The sequence below is a fragment of the Xanthocytophaga flava genome, from assembly GCF_030068545.1.
GTDB lineage: Bacteria > Bacteroidota > Bacteroidia > Cytophagales > 172606-1 > Xanthocytophaga > Xanthocytophaga flava.
Map to the genome: position 1 here is coordinate 179958 of NZ_JASJOR010000003.1, position 20091 is coordinate 200048.

The 20091-nt window shown below is 37.3% G+C and carries 18 protein-coding genes; 6 read left to right on the top strand and 12 right to left on the bottom strand.

Features of this window, described 5'->3' with window-relative positions:
• Positions 1 to 337: 337 nt before the first annotated feature.
• The 3 genes from QNI15_RS06125 to QNI15_RS06135 all read right to left on the bottom strand — a co-directional run bounded on the left by QNI15_RS06125 (position 338) and on the right by QNI15_RS06135 (position 3483).
• The gene (locus QNI15_RS06125) at positions 338 to 2401 is read right to left on the bottom strand and encodes a thioredoxin domain-containing protein (protein ID WP_314031036.1); all 2064 of its coding nucleotides are present in this window, start codon (positions 2399 to 2401) and stop codon (positions 338 to 340) included.
• A gap of 125 nt (positions 2402 to 2526) precedes the next feature.
• Positions 2527 to 2910 (bottom strand): RidA family protein, encoded by a 384-nt coding sequence (locus tag QNI15_RS06130; protein ID WP_314031037.1) that lies wholly within the window; start codon positions 2908 to 2910, stop codon positions 2527 to 2529.
• Positions 2911 to 2985: 75 nt separating this feature from the next.
• On the bottom strand, positions 2986 to 3483 hold the full coding sequence (locus QNI15_RS06135; RefSeq protein WP_314004178.1) for a methylated-DNA--[protein]-cysteine S-methyltransferase: 498 nt from the start codon (positions 3481 to 3483) through the stop codon (positions 2986 to 2988).
• Positions 3484 to 3663: 180 nt separating this feature from the next.
• Between QNI15_RS06135 and QNI15_RS06140 the strand changes: the two genes are divergently transcribed.
• From QNI15_RS06140 to QNI15_RS06150, 3 genes are all read left to right on the top strand, one after another.
• Complete coding sequence (locus QNI15_RS06140) at positions 3664 to 6297, top strand: M14 family metallopeptidase (RefSeq protein ID WP_314031038.1); 2634 nt, start codon at positions 3664 to 3666, stop codon at positions 6295 to 6297.
• Between the two features lie 480 nt (positions 6298 to 6777).
• Positions 6778 to 8166, top strand: coding sequence for an arginine decarboxylase (locus QNI15_RS06145; RefSeq protein WP_313986248.1), 1389 nt, complete (start codon positions 6778 to 6780; stop codon positions 8164 to 8166).
• Between the two features lie 141 nt (positions 8167 to 8307).
• A complete protein-coding gene (locus QNI15_RS06150) occupies positions 8308 to 8454 on the top strand; it encodes a hypothetical protein (RefSeq protein ID WP_313985746.1) in 147 nt (48 codons plus the stop codon).
• A 121-nt stretch (positions 8455 to 8575) separates the two neighbouring features.
• Here QNI15_RS06150 and QNI15_RS06155 read toward each other — a convergent pair whose 3' ends face one another.
• Positions 8576 to 9103 carry a D-glycero-alpha-D-manno-heptose-1,7-bisphosphate 7-phosphatase gene (locus QNI15_RS06155; RefSeq protein ID WP_314031039.1) on the bottom strand — a complete coding sequence of 176 codons (528 nt, stop codon included), beginning with the start codon at positions 9101 to 9103 and terminating at the stop codon, positions 8576 to 8578.
• 238 nt (positions 9104 to 9341) lie between these two features.
• On the opposite strand from QNI15_RS06155, the gene QNI15_RS06160 reads away from it, so the two are divergent.
• A complete protein-coding gene (locus QNI15_RS06160) occupies positions 9342 to 9716 on the top strand; it encodes a DUF423 domain-containing protein (protein WP_314031040.1) in 375 nt (124 codons plus the stop codon).
• A 56-nt stretch (positions 9717 to 9772) separates the two neighbouring features.
• Here the strand turns inward: QNI15_RS06160 and QNI15_RS06165 are convergent, their stop codons facing one another.
• From QNI15_RS06165 to QNI15_RS06175, 3 genes are all read right to left on the bottom strand, one after another.
• Positions 9773 to 10903, bottom strand: a complete 1131-nt coding sequence (locus QNI15_RS06165; RefSeq protein ID WP_314031041.1) for a glycoside hydrolase family 18 protein — start codon at positions 10901 to 10903, stop codon at positions 9773 to 9775.
• Between the two features lie 190 nt (positions 10904 to 11093).
• On the bottom strand, positions 11094 to 11660 hold the full coding sequence (locus QNI15_RS06170) for a DUF1573 domain-containing protein (RefSeq protein ID WP_314004165.1): 567 nt from the start codon (positions 11658 to 11660) through the stop codon (positions 11094 to 11096).
• 68 nt (positions 11661 to 11728) lie between these two features.
• A complete protein-coding gene (locus QNI15_RS06175; protein ID WP_314004163.1) occupies positions 11729 to 13150 on the bottom strand; it encodes an ATP-dependent DNA helicase in 1422 nt (473 codons plus the stop codon).
• A gap of 186 nt (positions 13151 to 13336) precedes the next feature.
• Here QNI15_RS06175 and QNI15_RS06180 point away from each other — a divergent pair, with 186 nt between their 5' ends.
• Positions 13337 to 13819, top strand: a complete 483-nt coding sequence (locus tag QNI15_RS06180) for an NUDIX hydrolase (protein WP_314004160.1) — start codon at positions 13337 to 13339, stop codon at positions 13817 to 13819.
• A 67-nt stretch (positions 13820 to 13886) separates the two neighbouring features.
• Here the strand turns inward: QNI15_RS06180 and QNI15_RS06185 are convergent, their stop codons facing one another.
• Positions 13887 to 15548, bottom strand: a complete 1662-nt coding sequence (locus QNI15_RS06185; protein WP_314031042.1) for a beta-N-acetylhexosaminidase — start codon at positions 15546 to 15548, stop codon at positions 13887 to 13889.
• Between the two features lie 136 nt (positions 15549 to 15684).
• Here QNI15_RS06185 and QNI15_RS06190 point away from each other — a divergent pair, with 136 nt between their 5' ends.
• Positions 15685 to 16266 (top strand): hypothetical protein, encoded by a 582-nt coding sequence (locus QNI15_RS06190; protein ID WP_314004154.1) that lies wholly within the window; start codon positions 15685 to 15687, stop codon positions 16264 to 16266.
• A gap of 2 nt (positions 16267 to 16268) precedes the next feature.
• On the opposite strand, the gene QNI15_RS06195 is transcribed toward QNI15_RS06190, so the two are convergent.
• The 4 genes from QNI15_RS06195 to cobK form a co-directional block, all read right to left on the bottom strand.
• Entirely contained in the window at positions 16269 to 17363 is a 1095-nt protein-coding gene (locus QNI15_RS06195) for a GNAT family N-acetyltransferase (RefSeq protein WP_314004151.1), read from the bottom strand.
• Between the two features lie 130 nt (positions 17364 to 17493).
• Positions 17494 to 18135: a hypothetical protein gene (locus tag QNI15_RS06200; protein ID WP_314031043.1), complete on the bottom strand. Its 642-nt coding sequence runs from the start codon at positions 18133 to 18135 to the stop codon at positions 17494 to 17496.
• A 103-nt stretch (positions 18136 to 18238) separates the two neighbouring features.
• On the bottom strand, positions 18239 to 19333 hold the full coding sequence (locus QNI15_RS06205) for a cobalt-precorrin-5B (C(1))-methyltransferase (RefSeq protein WP_314031044.1): 1095 nt from the start codon (positions 19331 to 19333) through the stop codon (positions 18239 to 18241).
• Positions 19330 to 20088 (bottom strand): precorrin-6A reductase, encoded by a 759-nt coding sequence (gene cobK, locus QNI15_RS06210; RefSeq protein ID WP_314031045.1) that lies wholly within the window; start codon positions 20086 to 20088, stop codon positions 19330 to 19332. Before cobK ends, QNI15_RS06205 begins: the two co-directional genes overlap by 4 nt.
• Positions 20089 to 20091 lie beyond the last annotated feature (3 nt).

Consider the following 20091-nt stretch of genomic DNA (forward strand, 5'->3'; position numbering starts at 1 on the left):
CAAAGAGGCTTTTGATTTAGCAAATCACTGAATCCAGGCGATGTTTAAGCTGTTGTTTTCTGTAAAATTGAAGACATCGAATGATTTCTAATTGCCACTTAAATTCAAATTGTAGATCCACATTATGTTCAAGGGTTTCTTCAAATTGCGTTCGCTGTGAGATATTCAGGCGATTAAAAATATATTCTTCGATCAGATCTTCGTAGAACATTCCTTCTGGAGGCATGGTTAGAAAAATTATCAGTGTAGTAGTGGTTTTCAAGAATTAATACTCCATTTCCCCAAATAGTAAACACAAATGGTACCTAACAATTTTTTATATAGTCAGTAATAATTGTTATCTGCTATTTTGAATCAATTGTTGTAATGCTTCTTCTGTTGAGAATACAGGTAATTGACAACTTCTATTGTAACAGACATAAATAGTTGTCTGTCCATTGATTGCCTGCCGACTTTCCAAAAGAGGTGTAGTAGTATCTGGTTGTTCTGCTAAAACGCTAATTAAAATTTTATTAGGATAGTAAGTCTGTTCAATCTCCTTTCGGAAGACAGGTGCTTGGGGACCAACTACAATTATTTCTGCTGTAGGTTGCACAAAATACGTAAACAAACAAGCCCAGTTAGATAAATATTGCCCATCTGTAAGAATCAGATTCTTAACACGTGCTAGCATTCGGCTTGCTATTGTATGATAGTCTGAACAATCTAACAGAACACTAAGCAGATGAAGATTCTTGGCCATAGCAGAATTGGAGGCAGGAATAACATTGTCAAATAATTCCTTCTTTCTAACTATAAGTTTTTCGGCAGTTGCATCTGTAAAGAAAAACAGTTGTTCCTTTTCATCATAAAAATTATCAATAGTATAATCAAGCAGTTGTTGAGCCGAAGATAACCACGTTTCATCTGTTGTTATCTGATACAAAGCTGTGTATGCATCTATGACAAAGGCATAATCTTCGAGATATCCAGGCAATGTTGCTTTACTGTTTTTATAATTGTGCCATAATTGAGGCCCATTCTGCATTTTTTCTTTTAGAAAGGTTGCATTCTGTAATGCCAGATCGAGGAATCGTTTTTCTCCAAAAACAGCATATGCATCAATTAGCCCTTTAAGCATAAGTCCATTCCATGAGCAAAGTATTTTGTCATCCAGACCAGGGCGTATACGATGCTGACGTGCTTCAAGAAGTTTAGTTTTAGACTTGGCTAACACTTCTAAAAATTCTTCTACAGGAAGCTCATTTTCTTCGGCAAATAGTTCCGGTTTTTGTGTACTATGTAAAATATTATTTCCATGCTCCCAGTTGCCTTCTTCTGTAATTCCATAGTATGCACATATCCATTCAGCATCATGGCCAAGAATAGTTGAAATTTCCTTTTTTGTCCATACATAAAATTTCCCTTCTTCTCCTTCGCTGTCCGCATCCAGCGCTGAGTAGAATCCTCCCTCTGAAGATGTGAGTTCCCGTTCTAGAAACTCAATAGTTTGATAGACTACTTGTTTGTATAAAGTATCCTTGGTTGCAGCAAAGGCTTCACTGTAGAGACTGACCAATTGTCCGTTGTCATAAAGCATCTTCTCAAAATGAGGGGCAAACCATTCAGGATCTGTGGAATAACGAGCAAATCCCCCACCTGCCTGGTCATAAATACCTCCTGATGCCATTCGGTCTAAAGTAAGGCGAAGTTGTTTTAGAGCTGTAGAATTTTGTGTAATCTGCCAGTAACGAAGAAGAAAAAGATAAATACTTGGCATTGGGAATTTATTCCGTTCTTTACGCATACCCCCTCTTTCTGTATCAAACTGGCTGGATAGTTTGGTGTATATTTGCTCCAGATCAGAATGGGTGTATTGAGTTTCATTGCTCTGCAACCGATATTTCTGACTTTCTGTAATTCCCAGATGTTCTGTAAATGATTCTGCAGATTCCAGAATCTTATCTCGCTGCTGATGGTACGCAACTGATATTTGTTTGAGAATATCTACCCAATGCTGAGGAGGGAAATAGGTGCCGCCATAAAAAGGTTTAGCTTCTGAGGTTAGAAATACATTTAAAGGCCAGCCTCCTTGTAAGCCCATTGCATGAAGTGCATCCATATATATAGCATCTACATCCGGACGTTCCTCTCGGTCTACCTTGATGCATACATAATGCGTGTTCATAATCTCTGCAATAGCAGCTTTTTCGAAACATTCCCGCTCCATAACATGACACCAGTGGCATGCCGAATATCCAATACTAACAATAATGGGTTTGTCTTCTGCACGGGCTTTTTGTAAAGCTTCTTCACCCCATGGAAACCAGTCAACAGGATTGTAAGCATGTTGCAAAAGATAGGGACTGGTTTCCTGTGCCAATCGATTGGGTGTATGTGATATATGAGTAGGGTTTGTCATAAAGATGGGATTCTAGGTTGTATGTGTGAACTATAGAGGAAGGTAGAAAGTTCGTACTATAGTTTTATAAAAAATCCGTACCTGTATAGGTACGGATGAAAGATATAAAGTATGCTTTGGAATGTTTATTCTACAATCGCAGTGAACTCTATTTCAACCAGGTATTCAGGAGCAACCAGCTTACTTATCTCATAGAGACTTGTAGTTGGTTTAATGTCTTTAAAATAAGTTCCGTGAGCTTTAGCTATATTGTCAAACTGTGTGATATCTGTTGTAAATATACGGGTGCGTACTACATCTTTCATACTAGCACCCGCTTGCTCTAATACCTTTTCAATACGTTCAAGAATGTTTTGAGTTTGTGCATAGGCATCATCCGCTTTTACTTTTTCTCCATCCACAATAGCTACTGTTCCGGACACTTCTATGGTATTTCCAATACGAACAGCACGGCAGTAGCCCATTTTATCTTCCCATGGAGATCCAGTTAGAATATTTTGTCTTGGCATTTTAAATTAGGTTACGTGATTAGTAAAATTGTGAGATTAAATCCAAATTTGTTTTATAAACTGTATAGAAGGTCTCTAAAATAACTTTAATTGCTGATAACCGCCTCCATTGCTGGCTTCATGTTCAATCAGCCACTCTTTGCGCCAGATACCCCCTGCATACCCTACCATATTAGTATCACTACCCACTACGCGATGACAAGGTATGATCAAACATAGACGATTACGGCTATTGGCATTACCAATAGCCCGAATGGCGGCTGGCGTTTTTAATTTATATGCTAAGGCTTTGTATGTAGTTAACTTTCCATAAGGGATCTTGGCAAGTTCTTCCCAAACCTGTACTTGAAATTCGGTTCCTTTTACAATAAGTGGAAGATCAAAAGTAAGACGATGCCCTTTAAAATATTCGTCTAATTGTATCTGACAATCGAGGATAAATTTAGGAAGATGTTCAGATACTGCTTTGGTTTGATTTTCGACAAATAGTACAGATGAAATTCCTTCATGAGTAGCTGTGATTTCAATCCAGCCAATAGGAGAGGAGTAGTACGAAATAAAAGAAGTATCCATTTGTTTAATTCTCAGTTGTCTATAGACAATCTGTCAACTTTTGAAGCCTGAATAACACAGATTTAGATAATATTATTCCTTATTCTCGAAAGTTACCTCAAATATAGGTCTTTGTCAAAATCATTTTATTTCCGCATTTTGCAGTATCCGAATTTTAACAAACCATTTTATCGATTTTCTATGAAAAAAAGAGACTACCTGTTGTATAGTCAAAATAATATATTGAACTTATGGGAGAATACCTACCTATGCGTAGTGAAAAATAAACTATGTGGATTTTTTTTCTTCCAGTTGTGTGTTATTCTTCTGTCGTTTCATCCTGCAACTGCACAGAATGTACCTACTCCAGAGAAATTTCTTGGCTATAAGCTTGGAGACCAGTTTACCCCACATGACCGTCTGGTGCGCTACTTTGAAACTATTGCAAGTCAGGCTACAGACCGTTGTAAACTTGTTCCTTATGGTCAAACTTATGAAGGACGCCCATTGATGGTAATGGTGGTAGCAACTCCTGAAAATATAAACAGACTGGAAGAAATTCGTACCAATAACCTGAAGATAACGGGTTTGGTATCAGGAACACCTTCCTCAGTTCAGCCTGCAATTGTATGGTTGAGCTATAATGTCCATGGGAATGAGGCTGTTTCATCAGAAGCTGTCATGCAGGTCTTATATGATCTGGTAAACCCAGCAAATGCAGAGATGCAAGGATGGCTTAAAAATATGGTAGTGTTATTAGATCCTTGTTTAAATCCAGATGGACATGAGCGATATGTGCAATGGTACAAGCAAGTAGCTAATTTTCCTTATCAACCATTACCTTTCTCAAGAGAACATCAGGAACCTTGGCCAGGGGGGCGTTTCAATCATTACTTATTTGATTTGAACAGAGACTGGGCCTGGCAGACCCAACAGGAAACGCAGCAAAGAGTAGCTTTATATAATCAATGGATGCCTCATCTACATGCTGACTTTCATGAAATGGGACCTGAGTCTCCCTACTATTTTGCTCCGTCGGCTAAACCCTATCATGAAGCGCTTACACCTTGGCAGCGTCAGTTTCAGCAGCATATAGGTGAGGCGAATAGAAAGTATTTTGATAAGAACTATTGGTTGTATTTTACACGTGAAAAGTATGATCTGCTTTATCCAAGTTTTGGTGATACCTGGCCTTCTTTCAATGGAGCAATCGGAATGACCTATGAGCAAGGTGGAAGTGGACGGGCTGGATTAGGTTATTTAACCTCTGAAGGAGATACTTTAACTTTAACAAAGCGAATTGCCCATCATGTGGCCGCCAGTTATGCCAGCATCGAGGCCGTTGCTTCACGAGGTGATCAGGTATTAAAAGAATTCAAGACTTATTTTGACCAATCCCGCAATAATCCACAAGGTGCCTATAAAGGATATCTGATCAAAGCAAAAGGTGATGAATCCAAAATTCAGAGTATAGCACAACTTCTTGATAGAAATGGTATTCGGTACGGCTATGCAAATAAGGGAGGTTCAGTAAAAGGATTTAACTATGCTACAGGAAAAAGTGAAGCAGCTAAAATAGAAGAAAATGATCTGGTTATTAGTGCTTATCAGCCTAAGTCAGTGATGCTGCGTGCTTTATTTGATCCTAAGCCTATGCTCGAAGATTCTCTTACCTATGACCTGACATCCTGGGCGATACCTTATGCATTTGGAGTGAAAGCTTATGGATTGTCTGATGCAATAGCGAGTGGCAATACATCAGATAAACCTAAAAATACAACTTCTGCACAATCTCCAGTGGTGGTAAAACCTTATGCATATCTGGTTGAATGGAAAGATTTACGGGACGTTCAGTTTTTATCTGCATTGCTAAAGAAAAAAATTAAGATCCGAAATAGTGAAGTTGCCTTTGAGATGAATGGAAAAACATTTGCTCCTGGAACTTTGTTAATTACACGGACAGGTAATGAAGCTTTGGGAGAAGCATTTGATACTTTTATTACTGATCAGGCCAAGTTAGCAGGTATTATACCAACGCCTGTATCTACTGGATTTGTTGATAAAGGGTTTGACTTTGGTTCTGACTATAATCATTTTATTAAAGCTCCGCGTATTGGCCTTGTAACAGGAAGTGGTATTAGTACAGATGGCTTTAGTTCTACATGGCACTTCTTTGAGCAACAGATTCATTATCCAATCTCTGTAATAGATGTAAGCCGCCTTGGTTCTGTTCCTTTGCAACAACTGGATATCCTTATTTTACCTTCTGGATCTTATAGTGGTGTATGGAATGAACGAATGATAAACAAACTGAAAGAATGGATTCAGGATGGGGGGAAAGTAATTGCCATAGAAAATGCGGCTGAAATATTAGGTGAGAAAACTGATTTTGAATGGAAAAAGAAAGAGGAAGCTAAACCTGCACCCAAAAAAGTTAATTCACCTGCTGATACATTGAAGATCTATGGACACAGAGACCGGGAGTACATTGCAGAAGATATTCAAGGCAGCGTTTATCAGGTGACATTAGACAATACGCATCCCTTGGCTTTTGGATATGAGAAGAACATTGCCATACTTTTTAGAAACAATTCTCCTTATGAGTTAATGAAAAAGGGATGGAATGTAGGCTATCTGCAAACCACAAATTATACAGCTGGGCATGTTGGCTATAAAACCAAAGCCAAACTACAAAACTCTGCTATTTTTGGTGTACAGGAAATGGGCCGTGGACAAATAATTTATATGGCTGAAAATCCTATTTTCCGCGCGTTCTGGCATGGAGGAAAGTTGTTATTTGGTAATGCTGTTTTTATGGTTGGACAAGCTTATTAAACTGAGCAATTCTGGAGCTTGTCAACAACAGAGAATTAGGGCAGAAGTAGTGTATAATGAAATGGATCTGCCATAGTAAACAAACATGAGTTGTGTTCCTGTATTCGTATGTTGTTATTTCACGAAAGTCTGTAATCATTTACAGGCTTTTTTTTATGATTTTGAATCTGCTGGATTTTATTTTGCGTATACATGGCAAGTGTACATTTTTTTGCTAAAAACTGAACTTAAAACAGCATTGTAACGTATTTTTTTTAATAGTTTTGTAACCAGCTTTGTTTAGATATAATTGTACTAGAATAATTGTATTTTGCCAAGCCGATTTACGAGAAAAAGGTCTGTTAACTATAACAGAGAAATAGTAAACTTAATAATCTATTATTCGTATAAAATAACCATTTCTAACACCTTACACTGCCGATGAACACAGCCGCCATGCGTGCGAAGAAGAAGCCTGCACCGAAAATGAAAGCACCACCAATGAAGAGTTATATAGACCTGGTGGACCAGACATTTGAGTTTCCGGAAGAACTGAAGGTGAAGAACAATGAGTTGTTATTTAATGGTGTCCCTTTGATGGATATTATCCGCAAATATGGCACCCCATTAAAACTGACTTATCTACCAAAGATTAGCGAGCATATACAATATGCAAAGGAGATCTTTAATGATGCAATAAAAAAATTCAATTATGCAGGTTCTTATACCTATTGTTATTGTACAAAATCTTCGCATTTCCAGTTTGTGCTTGAAGAGGCATTAAAGAATGATATCCATATTGAAACCTCTTCTGCTTATGATATTCCTATTGTAAGGGCACTGGAGAAAGCAGGATCACTGGATAAGAACAGATATATTGTGTGTAATGGTTATAAAAGACCTCTCTATACTCAATATATCAGTGAATTGGTGAATGATGGTTTTGTCAATTGCATTCCTGTATTGGACAATCTGAAGGAATTGGATGCATATGATGCTGCTGTGAATGTACCTATGCAGCTTGGCATTCGTGTTGCTGCTGATGAGGAACCCAATTTTGAGTTTTATACTTCCCGTTTAGGCATTCGTTACAACGACATTACAGATTTCTATAAGAATCGCATTCAGGATAATCCGAAGTATACATTAAAAATGCTTCACTTCTTCATTAATACGGGTGTGAAAGACACTGCCTATTACTGGAGTGAATTAAGCCGTTTTGTCTATAAATATTGTGAGCTGAAAAAAGTTTGCCCTGAGCTGGATACTATTGATATAGGAGGTGGATTCCCTATTCAAACTTCTTTGCAGTTTGAGTATGATTATGAGTACATGGCTGAGCAGGTAATTGAAAATATTCAGTGGATCTGTGAGAAGAATAATGTGCCTGTACCAAATATCTTTACTGAGTTTGGAAGCTTTACTGTAGGGGAGAGTGGTGCAGTTATTTATTCTGTTTTGGATCAGAAGTTGCAAAACGATAAAGAATTATGGTATATGATTGATGGTTCATTCATCACTCAGCTACCTGATTCATGGGGAATGAATCAGAAATTCATCATGCTGGCCATCAATAACTGGGATAATCCTTACCATAAAGTAAATTTAGGTGGATTAACGTGTGATAGCTTAGATTATTATAATTCAGAAGCACATATTTCAGAAGTGTTCTTACCCCAGATTGAAACAGATGAGGAATTATATCTTGGATTCTTCCATACAGGAGCGTATCAGGAGTCGCTGGGAGGCTATGGAGGTATTCAACATTGCTTAATTCCTGCTCCGCAGCATGTTATTATCGATCGGGATGAAAAGGGCAATATTGTGACTAGTTTATTTGCTCCTGAGCAGACTAGTGAATCAATGTTAAAAATATTAGGTTACAAATAGGCATGCTTCTTGTACTAATATATAGAAACTTGTAAAATATTACATTAGACTTCAACCTAAGTCTAAAGAAATCAATGACTTATTTATTTGAAGTCAAAAAAGATCTGTATATTTGATTAACTAAAAAGAAAAAATCATTCCATGAAAAAGGTATTACTTATAGGATTGGTTGTTGTTGCCAGTCTATCTGCTTGTGCTAAAAAATACACATGCCCTACTTATTCTAAGGCTAATGGTGTAGAGAAACTACATGCAAGTGTAAAGCAAGCTGAAAAGGGTAATAATTAATTATTACCCTTTTTCCAATATCTCTTACATTATTTGATCTTTAGCAAAGAGCGGATAACTTCTGCTTTGCCTATTTATATTTTATCCACAAGGTTCTTGAAGTAACTTTGTGGATTTTTTATTAAGCCTCAGTAGAGGATTGAAGAATGAACCGACTAGCCTCTAACAGATTTTTTGCATTATAAATTGCCGTTAAAGGAGATGGTTCCTGAGTTGATATAAAAATTCCTTTGATCTGTTGCTTATTGCCTGCTTCGATATCCCGCTGTCTATCACCTACCATCCAGGATTGATTTCTATCAATATTAAATTTAGCAATGGCTTTTTCGATCATCAATGAATCTGGTTTTCTTGTAAGCGATGCTGTGTCATAATCTGGATGATGTGGACAATAATAGAGTGCATCTAATACATTCCCACAGGCTTCCTGTATTTTACTGTGACAATCAAGAACTTCCTTTCTGGTATATTTGCCCATAGCTATTCCTGCTTGATTGGTAATAACAATCAATAAATAACCTGCTTTTTTTAACTGTTGAAGTGCTTCGGGCATTCCCTCAGGAATAATAAGATCCTCACGTTTATAAACATAAGTGCCAATTTCTTCATTTAATACACCATCCCGATCTAAGAATATGCATTTATTCATAATAGTATCTGGTTGAATTTAGATTGCTGCTCTTTTAACTGACAAATAAGTCTTCAGGCTTTGAAGATATGATTTTTACATGTTATTTGTCGGGAAATATAAAGGGTAAGTATTTTGTATAGGTTTGAATAAAGAATATTAGTCCTGAAAGGATATTCAAGATCATTCACTTTATATACTTATCTCTTGTTTTTTTGACACTTTATACCAAAAATCTTTTCAAGTAACCTTTATTTATATGCAAAAATTTCTTCTACTGAGTGGAGCCATATTGGGGGGCTTAGGAGTAGGACTAGGCGCGTTTGGGGCACATGCTCTAAAACCTATGCTGGAAACATCACAGCGATTAGATACTTATGAAACAGCTGTTAAATACCAGTTTTACCATGCCTTTGCTTTGCTAATTACTGGATTGCTAGCCTATCGTATAGAGAGTCGCTTATTAACCTACGCTGGATATTCTTTTTTAGGAGGAACACTGATTTTTTCGGGATCACTCTATGTTCTATGTTTATCAGGAATCCGCTGGTTAGGAGCAATTACGCCAATTGGAGGTGTTTTAATGATTGTGGGGTGGGCGTTGGTTGCCTGGGTTGTTGCCAATGGAGAGTAATTGGAATACTAAACGAGAAAAGGCTTCTGTTAGAGTATGCAGAAGCCTTTTCTCATTTATTTTGTTTTAGTTGAACTATATTCTTTTACTGTTTTATCTATTGCGTCTAATAAGCCACCTGTGGGAACATCATTATTTAATTCCCAGAACATGATACCATTTAATTTCTTATCAAGAGCATATTTGGTTTTAATTTGAATAGATCGAGGATCATCATAGGTAAAGAAAAGCTTTTGTGTAGCATCATACATATAGGGAGACTGAGCTGTGGAATCCCAAAACGAATGAAAGTTTTTATTCTTTGCCAGAAATTCAGGTAGTCCTTTGTAATCAACGCCTTGCTTGAATTTAGTACTCTGATTCAGGCCATTGTTTTCAGGAGCTACATTCTCAAAAATTCTTCCATAAAAAGCTGCACCAATTACAAGCTTATTTTTGGGTACACCCAATGCTTCCAGATATTTAACTGCATTATCTGTTGATTCTTTTTGGACACTTGTAGAATAAAGAGGAGTATGGTGTCCTGTAGTGGTACTGTAACCATTTGTCAGATCATATGTCATAAGGTTTACTCTATCTACAAGAGGCATTACTTTCTTCCAGTCAATAGACTGTTCGAGATAAGTAGTAAATCCACCAGCTGCAAAGCTAATCTCATATTTGTTGCCCATAGTTGTGCGGAGGCGTTGTACAAGATCTGTGAAATTGTCTTTATCTGCGGGAAGATACTGATGTCCAGGAACGCCTTCTATCGCAGGATATTCCCAATCCAAATCAATACCATCCGTTTTGAAATAAATCATTACCGCTTTAACAGACTCCGCAAACTCTTGTCTGGCTGCTGGTGTAGAAAATACCTGTGAACATGTCTCACAGCCTCCCCAACCTCCTAAAGAAAGCTGAATCTTCAGATTGGGATTACGTTTCTTAAGTGCAACCAGATGTTGAATAGTCAACGTATCTTCTTTTTTATCTACAGTGAACTTATTTCCTTTCAGATGCAAAAAGCTGAAAATAATATGTGTTAATTTTTCAATAGGATACTGATCAATGTCTTTGGTACCACCTGCATAGTAGGCAATTACAGTAAAGTTGTTTTTAGGTGGATGACTTTGAATTGTTGCAGATGTAAATAATAAACCTGCTAGTACAAAGATTGTACTGAAGCGGATAAAAGAATAATGCATACTAAATGGTAAAATGAAGTGGTTGGGAAATAACAAACCAGCAGAAATACTATAAAGTATATTATTTCTGAGAGCTTGCGATCAAAGTTATGCTTTAGAGAGAAAAACAAAAAGTATTAAACAGGATAACCTGATAATTAGAGGTTCAGTTTTACAAATGCTTCAGTTTGTAAAATTAATATGTACCATACTACCGCTTTGGAAGAACGTTACCCTGGATATATAGACGTTCGTTACCGGTTGCCGCATTCGATACAACCGTGATGGTTTTATTTTGTTGGTTAAGAGAAGACTTACTGTCAAATGTAACCGTAATATCACCTGATTGCCCTGGAGGAATTGGAGTGCGGGTCCATTCTGTTACGGTACAACCACAAGTTGGCTGAACCACACTTATAATCAGAGGATCTTTGCCTGTGTTTTTGAATGGAAAAGTATGTGTAACTTTTTCACCTTGAATAACATCTCCGAAATCATACCAGCGACTAGTAAAAGAAAACGCCGCCTGACTACGTACTATGGTTGGGTTAGAGACGATAACGGAACTAACCAAATGGCTAGAGCGCGTAGGTTTACGATAGGCTGTTTTAGAACGATATTTGGAAGATGTTCTTGAACTATATATAACTTTGCTTTTAGGCTTTGCTTTCCCTTTGTACTTACTTTTCTGAGCTTCTGCTGAAAATACTATGCATACAATACCTGATAGTATAAGTAAAATAGTTTTTAGAGTGAGAATGCTTCGGTTCTTTTGCATGAGAATAACAGTAAGATATCAGATTAAGTACAAATTACATTCCATTTTTTTTAGAGACCAACTTTAAATCAACTATTAAAGAACTTTGTATGAAAATTCATGAAATATACCTCTTCCGTTGCCCGTGTGATGGCAGTATAGAGCCAGCGTAAAAACTCGGCATTAAGGTTTTCATCCGTTAAATAGCCCTGATCAACGAAAACAGCAGACCATTGTCCTCCCTGTGACTTGTGACAGGTAAGTGCATAAGCAAACTTTACCTGTAGTGCATTCAGGTAAGGATCTTTCCGAATTGCTTCAACTCGCTCTGTTTTTCGTGGAATATGTGTATAATCCTGTAAGACGCTATCATATAATTTTTTGTTGTCTTCAGAACTTAAACTTGCTGCTACTGTGTGTAGTGTATCCAGAAGGATCTTAGCCTCAAACGATGGGTATTCCGGATAGTCAATCAATGTTAGTTCTACATTGGCAAAGCGGAATCCATGCATTTCTTCAAAGCTTCTCACTTTTTTTATTTCAACAAAGTCGCCATTCGCAATAAACCCTGCCGGAGCATCTTCACCCAACACTGTGTAATTATTTCTGACCACCATTAATAAATCTCCCGCATCAATTTCACTTTCTGAAGAGTTGATCTGTCGACGTATATATTGGTTGTATTGTACAGCTGTTTTGTTTGATCGTGTGATGATAATAGTATTTTCACGGCCAAATTTATCATACGCATACCGCAAGCCATCTTCCAAACGTTCACCTGTCATTTTATAGCAGTCTCTAAACCCACGAGTTTGTAACTCTATTGTTAGTTTTAGATTAATGAGACTATTACGAATATAGGTAGCGTTGTGTAATATCCCTGATGTCTCTCCTTGGCGAGTTACTTCTGTAAGCTCTTTTTCGCGTACACTAATGTCATATGTTCTCTGTAAATAGCTGCTATCCAGAGCCGGACTTAAGGTTTTGCCTACAGGAGGTAACTGTGCGGCATCACCTACCAGCAACAATTTATTGGAGGGATGTTCAAATACATAATCAATCAATTCTGCAAGCAAACCTCTGCCGCCCATAAAGTCTGCTTCATCATCAATCATAGATGCCTCATCTATGATAAACAATGTACTGGTATTATAGTTAGGCTGGCGTTCAAATACCATATTGCCTGAATAAGCATCTGTTTTCTGCCAGAATATCTTTTTATGTATTGTCCAGGCTTTTTTACCAGAGTATTGGGCCATTACCTTTGCTGCACGTCCTGTTGGTGCCATAAGGATAGTTTTGTACCCAAACTTTTTGATAATCTTTACGAGTGTACTTAGAATCGTTGTTTTTCCTGTTCCTGCATATCCTCTTAGAAGAAAGACAGGAAGTAGTATTTCTTTGTCAGCAATAAATTCGTCCAGCATTTCAAACAATTCCGCTTGTCCTTGGGTAGGAGTATGAGGAAATTTCTGTTTTAATAGTTCTGCTAGTGAAGTAGTAACGGGCATTGGTTAAAATAAATAGTTAAGTGTTAAGCTGGGAGGATTTATATTTGCTGAGATCCTGTTTTCTTACGAAGAATTATCTATTATTTCTCATCTATACCATTAGTAATGGTTTGTGAAATAATGTAAAGGTACGAAAAACTTTGGAAAGTACTATTTTAATTATAGCATTCTCATTTTAATACTATTATGCAGTCAGAAGAAATATTGCAAAAATTTGGAAATCAACTGCGAGTCAGAGTATGCGGTATCTGTATTCAGGAGGATAAGGTATTGCTTGTCAATCTGCGTCATGTGACCCGGACAGGAGATTTATGGTGTCCACCCGGAGGTGGAATGCAGGTAGGAGAGACAGCACCTGAAACATTGATTCGAGAATTTGAGGAGGAAACAGGATTAAAGATTGAAGTAGGAGAGTTTATGTTTGTAAATGAATTTACAGGAAATTCATTGCATGCGGTTGAGCTTTTTTTTCGTGTAACTATTTTGGGTGGAGTCTTACGTAAAGGATATGATCCCGAATTAGCGCAACAAGTATTGGAAGATGTGGCGTTCCTGTCTTTTGAAGAAATTCATAGATTTCAACAAGAAGAACTACATAATCTATTTAGATATTGTTCTTCTTTAGACGAATTGCTAGCTATTCGGGGATATTATCAGTTAAAAATCTGACATATAGGGTTGAAAGGAAAGGTTTATAGAAAAGGCCTCATTTATCTAAAATGAGGCCTTTTCTTATTTACTTACCATCAAATGCCGTTTTAGCATAATTCACATTCAGATACTTATATCGTTCCAGTTGTTGAGGAATACGTTTGGCAAAATCATCCCAGTTTTTCTGCTCTTTAGGTGACCATACAACTTCAGCTAAAGCACTAGCCCTGGGAAATACCATATATTCTGCATGTGCAGGGGTTTCTATATATTCAGTCCATAGATTTGCCTGTGCTCCAAGAATGTACTTGCTTTCTTCGGCTGATAGTTCAGCAGGAACAGGCTCATAAGAGTATACTTTGGTTAATGGTAGGAAGCCTCCAATAGCCAGTGGTTCAGTTTTTTCTGGACCTTGATAATGGTCAAAATATACAAAGTCTCCTGGAGTCATGATGGCATTGTGGTGTGCTTTTGCTGCTGCAATGCCACCTTCTATACCTCTCCATGACATAATAGTTGCGTTCGGTGCAATACCTCCTTCCAAAATTTCATCCCAGCCTATTAGTTTTTTGCTTTTTGCATTTAAAAACTTCTCAATACGCTGAATAAAATAACTTTGTAATTCGTGTTCGTCTTTTAATTTAAGATCCTTGATTTTTTTCTGAATCACAGGTGATGTCTTCCAATAATCTTTAATCGCTTCGTCACCACCTACATGAATATATTCACTTGGGAATAGCGTAATAACTTCAGACAGCACATCTTCCAGAAAGGAGAATGTTTTATCTTCTGCATTAAAAATATCTGGAAATACCCCCCATTTCGTACCAACTTCAACGGGCTTTCCTGTTACACCAAGTTCAGGGTAAGCGGCGATAGCTGCCATTGCGTGTCCTGGCATCTCAATTTCTGGTACAACTGTGATATAATGCTCTTTTGCATATTGAACTACTTCTTTGATCTCTTCCTGTGTATAGAAACCTCCATACCGTTTGCCATCAAATCGTTCCACTTTTTCACCTGCATGCCCAATTAATGTTTCTTTACGCCAACCTCCAATTTCTGTCAGTTTAGGATACTTTTTGATTTCAATACGCCATCCCTGGTCATCTGTCAAGTGCCAATGGAAGGTATTTAACTTATGAAATGCCAGAAGATCAATGTATTTCTTGACAAACTCTTTCGGCATAAAGTGTCTGGAAACATCCAGATGAAGACCTCTCCATACAAATCGAGGTATGTCGGTAATTTCGACTACAGGGAGGCTCCAGGTAATACTATTCACGGTACCAGAGCTTTCAATGGCTGTAGGAAGCAACTGGCGAATAGTTTGATAACCATAGAAAATACCATTGGCTTGATTGGCTTTCAGAGTTACTCCTTTGTCTGTTACAGAAAGAGTATATCCCTCTTTACCAAGAGAATCCTGAGGTGTTTTCAGTGTAAACACGATGTTGTTATCTGTATTTCCTGTATTTTCCTCTACCTTGATGGTAAGATTACCCGCTTTCTGAAACTGATCGGCAAGTGTTTGTGCAATCTTCTTTAATTCTTCATTTCCTGCATCTACTAGTATTTTTGTATCATTGTTTATCAAAAAAGAGCCTTCTCCTTTTTGCAGTTTCACTGGCTTAGGAATAATAGAAATGACTGCTGATGTGGCTGTAGTTGCTTTTTCCTGCTTGGAGGTACAACTACTTAACATTCCGATTGCTATGAGGAATGAAAGTAAGTATGTAATTTTCATTTAGTAAGAAGATAGATATAACGTAGACGAGAAATACTTGCCTAAATATCAGAATAATTATTAATTATTTTTTCTTTTATAAGAAAAGAAAGGAAAAAATTTTAGAAACAAAATTTGGGTAAAATATAATTGATTTATGAGTAATCAACTTGCTATTCGATCATCTGGCTGGGAAACTGCAGATTCTGAATCAATAAAAGCAGCTTATCTAAAAATACAATCGGAAATAGGTATAAGTACTCCTCAGACTATAATACAGATAAATGACGTAAAGGCGCCAACTCATGCTGAACATTTTGGATTATATGTCAGAGAGTTATTTGCTTTTTACACTGCTACCCTGACTTCAATGCGCTTAAGTTCTCAGTGGATCGCTTTAAATGTTCATACTACCTATCATTCCCGAATGATAAAAACTGCAAGCAATATAGTTACCATCACAACCGAAGGAGATGAGGTAGATGTAACAGGATATTATTTTAATCCTGTTGCTTTCAACTTTGAGTGGATTGATAATACACTAGATCCAAACTGGAAGCCATGGGGATGGAAAATTCCTGTTTTATGTGATGATCCAGATGATACAAACTTCTTTTATGATATAATAACCCATAAAGGAATTATTCATCAGGGTTCTATACCTGATAGAATTTTCTTTTATGGGTTTTCACCCGCAGATTTTAGTGGACTACAATTTTTTGAAAGAGTATGTTTATAAACTTAAGAGAGAGCAGACATGTTTTCATTACTTATTTCATGGCTTACGGGCATTATACGGGCATTGAGGACACCTGCCAGTTCTAGTGGTGTTTCTGCTGAAAATATTTCGCTTTCTATCTTTAATAGATAGGCTGCATATATAGAAGGCATGATTTCCGGAATAGAATTTTTTCCCACAGCTCTGCAATGAAGCCAGTGATAGCGCTGATCTCTTATATCGTAAATAATGACAGGGATAATATTGGGATTTGAAGCCTCAAAACAATCCAGAAATAAAGGAAAATCAAAAAGCTGAAGTTCTGCAAAGTCCGGATATAGATTTGCATCAAAAAACTTGTATTGCCATATTTTTCCATCTATTCTCATTTCATTCAATGCTGTTCGTAGTAACTGTAACTGGAACTGCATTTGCTGATAAGGAGTAAGCTGGTGTTCAAATTCCTCAATGGGTGCCCATTGTTGTGTATGGACTTGTAAATATTGGAGGGACTTTTTGCCGACGTCCAGTTTATAATCAAACACAGAATATCCGGGAACAAAATATCCGGGATAAAAGTATTGCAAGCCAAGTTGCTGGCAGTAAATCATCTTTTGATAAATCAGAAATTTACCCAGACTATATTTTTTATAGGCAGGATCATAAAAAGAGTTGATACCTGCTGCACTTCTACCTCCTATATCGAAAAAACCTGCGGCTATTAATACATCTCCATCATACATAGTTATTTCGTATGTATTGTAAATAGATTTTGTATCACTGGAGTTACCATATAAGAGGTAATGAAGAGAAGAGGATGCTTCAAACGAAATACCTTGTTTATAACGAGCAAACAAGGATTCTTTTTCCTCTGTGAGAGAGGCTTTCTGGATAGAAACCTGAAATCTGGCGTTTTGTTTCAGCAGTTTCTGCTGTGTTTTGCTGGGCACAAAGTCTTGTAATTCTACTCGTAACCAAATTGCACTGAATATCTTGTTGTTGACATTCAGAAAGTTAGTGGTAAATATGGTTTGATCCATGCGAAACCAACCCTGTTCAAGATAATTATCTAATTCTTCCGGATCTATTTTTTCAGGGTACTTTGCTTCTGCAAACATAAATTAAGCGGTATTTTATCTAACTATCTGGTCATAGTTTCCAGATGTGCCTATCAATTTACAAATCTTTTCTTTCTTAACAATAAAGAAAAACAGTGTAAAACATACAATGAATATCAGCGTCTGTAAATCAGGCGAAAAATTCCTGCAGTGTGTTGAAAATCCATACACAGCCGATCCCTATTGAGAATAAACCCACAAGAGCATTAATTAGTTTAAAGACAAACTGGTTACGTTCAATGAATCTTGAAACAGAAAAAGCTAATACACAACTATAAATTGTCATAGAGAAGAGGATACCTATACTCTGCAATAGAATGACAAGCATAGCAACAGATGTATCTTTAGATGCCAGAACCAATGCTACAGTACAAGCTCCTCCTGTACCTGCAAGCCCATGTAACATACCTATCCAAAATGAACGACTCAAAGGATTCATGGCAATCTCATCACCTTGTTTTCCATGAATATGCAATGCATTGGTAATGTGTAGGTGATCTGGAATAGCTTTATGGCTAGCCATCATTTCTTTTAGCTGATGGTTTCGGCGAATGGCAGAAACGCCAAGCCAAATCATAACAGGACCAACCGCTATTTCAGCATAAGATGAAATATAAATAGGAAAGATGGCTTTCAGGAGTAAGGCAAAAAAACTAAAAAGAATTAGGGAGACAGAATGTCCAAGAGCCCATTGAGAAGATCTCCAGATAAGCTTTGCCAGACTCATTCTTTGGTTGGTTTTTTCGGATGCCAGCACTGAAATGGCTGCCATGTGGTCAGGTTCAAACGAATGTTGTATACCGAGTAGTATTGAATCAAAAAGCAATGGTGTAATCAACGTGATACTATAAATTAGAGAATGAAATGAGAATATATTAGTAGTGTAAATGATAAGAAATCATTTGGTCATTCGCATCAAATAATAAAAAAGAAAAGCTAACTTCTGGAATTACAGAGATACATTGCTGATAACAGTAGCTGCAAAGTGTTTGATAAAATGGTTCATTTTCTGTAAATGGAAATAGTTCCGTGAGCCTTCGTGCCATTGTTAGTTCCTGAATCTGTGAACAGATTGCCGATGGGTATCCACTCTCTGTGGCAACTCTGATGATAAAATCTTTATCCCAGGACGATTGATCACTATGTGTATTGAAATCTCCTTTGGCAAGCTTTACCGCTTTGCCTAGCATAATTCCCATGACAACTTTAGACACAGGAGTCATTTTTATTTTTTGGAGAGTTTCTCCAATCCAGTTACCATATTGAATGAATGCATAGCCAGGTAAATGTGGATAGCGTTTTTTCAGCTGCTTTTCTGTACGTCCACCAGAATTAATAATTAAGTCTGTACAGCCATTGGCAAGGGCTACATCTATTCCCTGTTCAATACTGGCAATATAAGCAGAGGCAGAGAATGGTTTGACAATACCCGTTGTACCAAGTATGGAAAGCCCCCCTATAATGCCCAGACGAGCATTTAACGTTTTTTTTGCCAGTTCTGAGCCATTAACGACAAAGACCTCCAGATTCACGCCCTTCACTATATTCTGACTTTGTAAAACCTGGCTCACTTCTCTGATCATCATCTGACGAGGAACAGGATTAATTGCTGGCTCTCCAATGTCAATAGCCAGACCTGGAAGTGTTACAATACCTACTCCTTCTCCCCGTAAGAATATAATCTCATTGTTATTGTTCCAGCTAACCTTGCAACCTATTTCTGCTCCATGTGTAACATCCGGGTCGTCACCTGCATCTTTAATTGTACTACAGCTAGCAGATAAGAGTGAATATTGACAAGAGTTCATTCGAAAAGAGGCTGTTTCTCCTATTGGTAGTTCTATATCTACTTGTTGCACTGATGTTTGTTTAATCAATGCGAGCAAAGCAGCTTTTGCACAGGCCGTTGCACAAGATCCAGTAGTATAGCCTGTTCGTAAAGGTCCAGAAGGAATGGGCTGCAAACTCATAAATACAATGTCTTTAACTGCTCTGCTAGTTCCTGTTCTGTGTATACAATTTGAAACGATTCAGGTACTGTCGGTCGTTCAACAATAATTAAATTGGTTTGGGTTTGAATTGCGGCTTCTATTTTACTCGACAAAAAACCGGATTCTCCACTATTCTTAGTAAGTATACAATCAACTCTCAGATTTTGTATCAACTGTATCTCCTGTGTTGTACCCTGTCCAGGCATTTCTGTCAGAATATTTTTCTCAGCCAGTCCTGTTTGTAGAGCTTGTTGAATAGAACTCTCTCTTGGTAAAATCCGAAACGTAACCTGTTTTTCAAACCAGTACGGTTTCAAAGGAACAATACTTTGAACACCTGTAAGTGCAAGTAAATGATAGCATTCCAGCTGACACAATTTTTCAATAGCAGCCTCAAAGGAGGATACATAATGAATTTTAGGATGAATGACTTTTTCAAAATATACCCGTTCAAAACGAATAACTGGAATGGAACGCTTGAATGCGACCTCTGCAATTGTCTGATGTAATTGGGATGCAAAAGGATGGCTGGCATCCAAAATTAGTTTCACAGTTTTTTCATCTATAAATGTAGCAAGGTCATCTTCTGTAAATGCTCCATATCTGTACTGGGCATTTGGATGTCCTTCAAACTCAATAGCTGTTTTTGTTGAATAGATGTAATCCAACTGAGCTGTATTCAGATAATGCGCAACTCGTTTGCCTTCGGTTGTTCCTCCAAATAACAGAATCATTTT